This is a genomic window from Niveispirillum sp. GW835-FHT14G11 (assembly GCF_058793615.1).
In genome coordinates this window covers 65,063-71,666 of record NZ_JBXAFZ010000027.1, presented here as the reverse complement: position 1 = coordinate 71,666, position 6,604 = coordinate 65,063, and the positions used below count along the sequence as shown (strand labels likewise).

Annotated in this window: 7 protein-coding genes; all 7 read right to left on the bottom strand. The window is 60.7% G+C overall.

Annotated elements, in window-relative coordinates:
• Positions 1–410 (bottom strand): hypothetical protein (locus tag AC1Q7F_RS30540; RefSeq protein ID WP_492512322.1); only part of this gene is annotated, 410 nt, incomplete at its 3' end.
• Between the two features lie 16 nt (positions 411–426).
• A complete protein-coding gene (locus tag AC1Q7F_RS30535; protein ID WP_492512321.1) occupies positions 427–621 on the bottom strand; it encodes a hypothetical protein in 195 nt (64 codons plus the stop codon).
• Between the two features lie 19 nt (positions 622–640).
• A complete protein-coding gene (locus tag AC1Q7F_RS30530) occupies positions 641–880 on the bottom strand; it encodes a hypothetical protein (protein WP_492512320.1) in 240 nt (79 codons plus the stop codon).
• Between the two features lie 282 nt (positions 881–1,162).
• A complete protein-coding gene (locus tag AC1Q7F_RS30525) occupies positions 1,163–1,906 on the bottom strand; it encodes a hypothetical protein (RefSeq protein ID WP_492512319.1) in 744 nt (247 codons plus the stop codon).
• The gene (locus tag AC1Q7F_RS30520; RefSeq protein ID WP_492512318.1) at positions 1,903–4,935 is read right to left on the bottom strand and encodes an HsdM family class I SAM-dependent methyltransferase; all 3,033 of its coding nucleotides are present in this window, start codon (positions 4,933–4,935) and stop codon (positions 1,903–1,905) included. Before AC1Q7F_RS30520 ends, AC1Q7F_RS30525 begins: the two co-directional genes overlap by 4 nt.
• Before the next feature lie 106 nt (positions 4,936–5,041).
• Positions 5,042–5,512: a hypothetical protein gene (locus tag AC1Q7F_RS30515; RefSeq protein ID WP_492512317.1), complete on the bottom strand. Its 471-nt coding sequence runs from the start codon at positions 5,510–5,512 to the stop codon at positions 5,042–5,044.
• A gap of 76 nt (positions 5,513–5,588) precedes the next feature.
• Positions 5,589–6,284 carry a helix-turn-helix transcriptional regulator gene (locus tag AC1Q7F_RS30510; RefSeq protein ID WP_492512316.1) on the bottom strand — a complete coding sequence of 232 codons (696 nt, stop codon included), beginning with the start codon at positions 6,282–6,284 and terminating at the stop codon, positions 5,589–5,591.
• Positions 6,285–6,604 lie beyond the last annotated feature (320 nt).

Here is a 6,604-nt window from a genome sequence, read left to right as displayed (position 1 = left end):
TCGGCGACAGGTTCACAAAGGCCATGAACGCCTGATTTGAAACCGCCCAGCCGAGCACGGAATTCCCGATAGTCCCGCAAATAGGCTGTTGCCTGCTGATGAACTTCGAGCGCCGCCCGATCCCTCCTGCTCATGGTGCGATATCGAAGCCAGGACAGGCCCCATTCTACCTCGCGCCAATCCATCCAGTAACCGGAAACAACCTGCTGGCCAGTGGGGTTGGTTATCACCGTCGTCCCATTTCGACCGGTCCAGGCATCGGACCATATGAGCGACCGCGCCTTGGCCACCATCCGGGCAATTGGCCCGCGCACGTGCCGGCCATTAAGCTGCGGGGCACCGTCATGGATGGTCACCCGCCAGCCGTTTGCCGCCTCGTAGGTGGCCAGAACCGGCCCCAGCACCTCCATTGTCCGCTCCCGCTCCTCACCTTGTGGTCACATGGCCGTCCGTCGCGTCCGCCTTCAGAAACCAGAGGCTGACAGGGAAGGAAATGGCGAGGAAATAGAACCCGACCAGGAACCATTGCTCCCCGAACCCGGCATGTCCCACGCACGTGGCTATAAACCAGACCGCCCACAACACCACCAAGACGATCTTCAGCAATCCGCGCAGGGTCATCGCCTTCCTCACCTTGTGATCAATCTTGAATGATCCCAACCTTGACGCCGGATACGTTCAACGCATCGCGCAGCGCCTTGGCATCCTCTTCAGACGCACCTCGTGGAAGGAGAAAGGAAACCTGGGTTCGGCCTTGATCGAACGCTTGCAGGCCCATGGCGTCCGACAGTTCCAGCAGCACCATCCACTGGTGATTGTCGTCGCCACCCCCGAGTTCCTTCAGTGTTGGGCAATAGCGGGCCGAATGAATCTTGCTCATAGTCTGTTGCTCCTTCCTCACCTCGTGATCATGTCTCAACCAGCGTGATGGGGCCGGCATCGGCTGGACCGCCGCAGGTAACCGCCAAATCGAGCGCTTCCCCAGGATCGCGGAAGAGGTGCGCCTTCTCCGGTTCCAGTCCCCAAGCCGCCCCCTTTTCATTCCACCAGTACAGATACGTCTCTGCCACTCCATCATGTCGCCTCAGGTAATATGCCACGGCCCTGTCCTCTTTCACCTTGTGCTGCTATCGCGCGCCAAGGTCTCGTCCTTGGGCGCTGCTCATCTCGCTGACAAAGTGCCGCCGCTCAGGGCTGGCAGCCAGAGGTGCCATACATCGATTGGACCAGGCGCATCTCTGGGCGCATCTCGGTTCAGGTAGCGAAAAGCGCGGTCGTGCCGTGATGCCGCCAAGTCAAGTACCGCATGTCCACCCACGTTGGGCAAGTCTCTAGTCGCAAAAGGGTCCGGTTCTACGGCTCGACCAGCGGAAAGCAACGGTAACAGGCAGGACCCGATCGTGGACTGGTCGCGAACGTAAGCGAGCATGAAGCCGTCTTGGCCTGACCAGCCATACTCGCCGGTCAGGAAGCGGCGCAGGCCGTTGTTGCAATAGAGGGTACCGGACTTTCCCTCTGGCGCATCGATGAGCTTGCATTCGACGACCAGCGGAAAGGCCGGGGATCGTCCTGACAAGAAGATAGAAAGATCCGGGCGTTTCTCGAGATGTGCTCCGTTGAAACTCACCGTCTCCTTGCCGCGCGCGACAGAGCGGACCAGTTGTTCCCACAAGGGGTGCTCGTCGAGCAGGCGGTTCAGGCGGGCTTCCAGCAGTGCGTTGATCTCGGCCTCGGAACCCGTCGCCAGCGTGTTCGCCCGATTGAAGGCAAGGTCGCTCCAGGCGAGCGCGATCACGTCGGCGATCAGGGCCAGATGTTCCTCATGCAACGCGGCCAATGGCAGCTCGATCCCACGCGTGAGTTCATCAATCTGCTCGGGACGCGGGATGGAGGAGCCGGTAGTCACGTGTTTGTCTGCCCCTTCAGCACATCCATATGCTCCCAAGCTAATCGCTGCGCGACAAGTCGGGCTTGGCTTTCCGACCAGTAGCGCGCTTGGTCGAGCCGCCCTAGCCACAAGCAATCATGCGCCTCTTTGAAAATGACCTCCGCTGCCGCGAAATGGTCTGCGAGAGGCAGAAATTTGGCCCAGTCGATATGCTGGGCTGGCTGTCGTTTCGGCCTCGCGATGCTGGACGTGAGACGGATTCCTCGCCACGGTGATGCGCCCATCTTGGCCACCGGAAGTGCTTCGATGGACCGGCCGAGCCTTTGTCCCCACAGCGACAATTCGGCCTCCAGAACCTTGCAGAATTGGTTTACAGCCTCGTCTCCGGCCGGAGCTTGGGCGAGACGACGGTTTTCAGCAAAAGGGAGGTTGAACTGCAGCGTGTCTGACACGACCTGTAAGTCGCGCTCGCGCAGATGATAGATTCTGGCGCACCAACGATCGACCTCGTCCCATGCATGCCCGGCGCCGTCCTGGACCAATTGGAAAAGCCGAAGCACTTCACCCCGATCATCGTTGGAGAGGGATTCCATCGTCGGGATGAACAGCCGGTCGATCGTCGACTTTTCGATCGTATCGCGCTCGAAGCCGAACTCGCCACTGGTGACTAGTACCTGCCACAGAGCGATCTTGCTGCCGATGACGAGGCTCAGGTAACGGACGAGCAATCCATTATCGTATGCTCGCGAGCTATAGCCGTATAGGCTGGTGTTGAATACGGCGCCACCCTGCACGACAGCCGTCTTGATCCGTCCGAGAGATGCAGGCGGAGCTTTCTTGACGACGACGAGCGGACCGTCGAACAATGTCTCGGCCCGCGCGTCATGAATGCGGGCCTCGGTGAAGAAGGGAAGCGCCTCTTCGTCGACCAGGATATCGGTCATCGATGCGAGCGTGACTTCCCGGCGACCGTGCAAATAGTCAGCCGGCTCGCCCGGCAGGCCATCTCCATGTTTTCTGATGCGGCTGCTCTTTCTCAGCTTCTGGTACCCGTTTCCGGTAAAACGGGCCCGTCCGGCCTCGCCCCCGAAGAGGCGGCGCCAATACTCGCCAAGGCGCTCGGGACAATAGGCCCTCAGGCGTTCATAGACCTGGACGTCTGCCCGCGTCCCTTTAAAGAGAAGCTTGAATATCTCCGGCGTTTCAATGATCTCCTGCGCTGTGATCAGTTCGGCATTGGTCGCATCGATCCGCATGCCGCCAGACTGGTTGAGTGCGCCTTCCAGCCGGGGGTTGACGAGGCGGCATCCTGCGCCCAGTGGAGGCACCTGGTTGCGAGCGTAAAGAATGCAGAAGGGCGCCGCGATTTCCGGCCATACCCGTGTCTGGCGCAACTCGACACCATTGACCACACCCGTGACATCAAGCGCCGCAAACAACGCCCTTCGCGCCGACTGCATGCCATCGCCCTGCTGGAACAGCAGCCGCGCATGAAGCGCGAAGGCGATCTGGCCAAGCGGCTTCGCCCATTCCATCGCGCGCCACACGAAAGGCAAATCAAGCACCTCGTTTGGGATCGGCGGCGGCGGATAGTTCGCCGGCAAACGCTCAGCTGCGATACGATGGATGATAGCCTGCACCTCATGCCACCCGGGCAGGCGGGTGCTGGTCGCCCAAGGCGGGTTGCCGACAACGAGGTCATACCGGCCGACATGTTCATCGCCTACGGCAGACCCGAGGCTTCCCAACGACCTCTCCTGTTCGTCGCCGTTCATCTTGAGGAGAACACGTCCACGAAGATTCTCGAATTTGAGCTTCCTCACGGGCTCTGGATGCGCGTCGAGCTCGATCGACATGAGATAGAGACCGAGTGCTGCGAACCGGAGGGCCGCCTCGTTGATGTCGAAGCCGGTGACTTGATCGTAGAGAATGCGGCGCAGTTCATGCGTGTCCGGGCGCCGTCCGGATGCGCGCCAATTCTCAGCCACCAACTGGCGGAAGGCCGTAATCAGGAAGACGCCGGCACCCGCAGCGGGGTCAAGGATGCGGGCTGCATGGGCAGGCATCGTGCGGGCGACCGCGTTCAGCCCTCCGCGCACCATCAGGTCTGCGATCGGACGTGGCGTGTAGAAACCCCCTTCTCGCCGCTGCCGGTCGGGCGCGTGTCTGTGAAGATAATGCTCATAGGCTTGGCTGAGCACCCCGACTGGGATGTGGGCGAAGTCGAGATTATCCCAGCGCTCTTCCCAGCTGAGATACAACTGGCCTCCCGGTGCTCGCCGCAGGATGTCGCCGAGCACCTTGAAAGCGTCTTGCGGCAACCGCTCCCAGATTCCTAGAGAGGTAGGCAGGAAATCACCGTTGAAGGTGGCATCGAGCCAATCGGATGTCTTCGCGGCGCTCGCCGCATCATCGAATAGTCCTGCCGCTGTGCGGATATCTACCCCAAGTGATCCCAGCAGGTGACGGTCGCCGAGGAAGCGCGTGAAGAGCGCGCGTCCCACTAGCGATATCGCATCGTCATCATCGACGCCGCACACAGTCTTCAGCGTGTCGATTGAGCCGCCGAGAAGCTTGAGGACGACTTGTGAAATCCATTGCCGGTTGCCTGCCGGCAGACCCGGCCGGGCATTAGCCAGATGGGCCAGCGTCGCTATTTCCTGGCCTGTCGCGACCCCGACATCAACACGTGCCTCTGCCAGGCGGCAGTCGTCGAGGCTAATATGATAGATGTCAAGACGTCCGGCACCGACGACGCCTAGATAGGGCGCGTCTCCGCGCATAGCGAGTAGGCGCCGGATCCGCTGAAGGCGCGCCTCATCTTCGCCCAGCAGGTCCGCTGCCACCAGAAAGACGAGCGGTGAGCCTTGCCACTCATAGATGCCGCCGACCGTCTGGAGATCCTCGTTGCCGGCGCTGCGGGCAGACAGCAAGGTTGCATAAGGGAGGAGCGCAGGCTCTTTGTCGTCGAGCAAACGCAACGCCGTCTCATCCGCCCCGAATTGCCGAAGCGCCTCGACAAGATCAATCTTTACGGATCCGGTCATCGTCCAACCACTATGGCGGTCGGCGGCGAAAAGCCGTGCGGGGTTTTGCCCAGTTGCTGCATAGGACTCGGCGCACCATACACCGGACGTTCGAGATAGTCCTCGCTCATCGTCCGGCCTTGAGGATTAGCAACGGGAAAGGAAGCGCGGTCTGCGCCGCACTGAGCGTCGAGGGCATCATACGAGCACCGATCTGACTGACAATGGGAGCGCAGGGCACGACTAGCGCGGGCTCACTGATCTGCCGCACCGAGAAATCGCTGATCGTCAGGAGACGCGCGCATGCCGAGCCGATAAGCGCAACAAAGCCTTCGAGATGGGCAGGCCGCGCGTCGGCGAGTTCGTGAAATAGCATGTCCACGCTGGTCCCAATGTCGCTGATCCGCACTCCAAAGCGGTTAGTCAGATCGCTAGTGATCGCGAGGCCCACCAAGTCCTCGAAGGTGAACCGCGCTGCCTTGCCGGGCTTGTCGGCCAGATACGGCACGGCTTTGCGCCAAGCGCGCACGTCGCCAAGCGAAACCCTCGCGATGTCGCGTGCCTGCTCCTGGGTGAACTGAATCGTCTCTACCACCATTCTTTACTTGTCGCTAACAACAGGAAAAAACGCAAGCACGAACGAGAATTTGCGGCGAGGGCCTCTGATCGTCACCTTACGACTTGTCGGCTTTGATTGAACTGCGCCGGCGATCTGGAGCCTTGGTCGGCGGTGGCCAGCTTCCCTCGCGGTGGAGCCGCACAGCCACTTCGCGTGACGATATGCCTGTTTCATCGCGAACGCGGCGCAGAAAGGTCGACGTGCTCATATCGAAATGTTCGGCCATCGCCGGCACGCTCCATTCCAGGTCCACGAACAGTGTCAGGGCTTCGGACAGCCGAGCGCCTGCTAGCTTGATCTTCTTCCTGCCTCCAGTCACGCCGGCCGCGACACGCTTCTCGGTCATGGTGCGGCCCTTCCTTCGGTTGACGGCCTGTTGCAGCATGGCGGCTCCGGCGGCAATGTCTGCGCCCTTTCTAGGGTCCAGCACCCTCCCGGTTTCCGCATCCTCGACCTGGCAGTCCTTCGCTGCGAGTTTTGCGCACGCCTCGAACCAAACCACAGTCGACCCGAACGCAGTCATGCTAGGTACACCGAGGATGCCGCCCGACATGACGGAGACAACTGCTTGGGCCAGCGGCTCTATGGCTGCCAACGACAGTTCCCTCTTCTTCTTGGTCTCAGGCTCCGCCACGTAAATGGGATCGTCCACTTCATCAACAGGGTAGCCCCGGCCGCGAAGCACATCTTTGCATCTCGCCAGAGATGGACCATGCTGGGTCAGGCGAACGAACGAAACCCTGTTTACCATGCGAAGCACCATCCTGTCAAAACACGACACCGCTTGCCCGGTACTTCGTGTTTTGATACGGTCGTTGTCACCATGTCAAAACACGTATCATGTGCCGAGTGTGATGACTACAAAGTCTGATCACATGTCGAGGCGCGGGAGGAATACCCTATGTCGATTTCGAAGGATCGTCTTGAAGCGGCCGCCCGTGCTGTCGGCATCGCACTTGGATATGAGTTTGGCGGCGCTTCCGTCTTGGAGGCTGCAGCTGACGGTGATGCGCGCTGCCGACAGTGGGAAGAAGTGGCCAGTGCCGCCCTTTGCGCCAGGGCTCCGCGCCA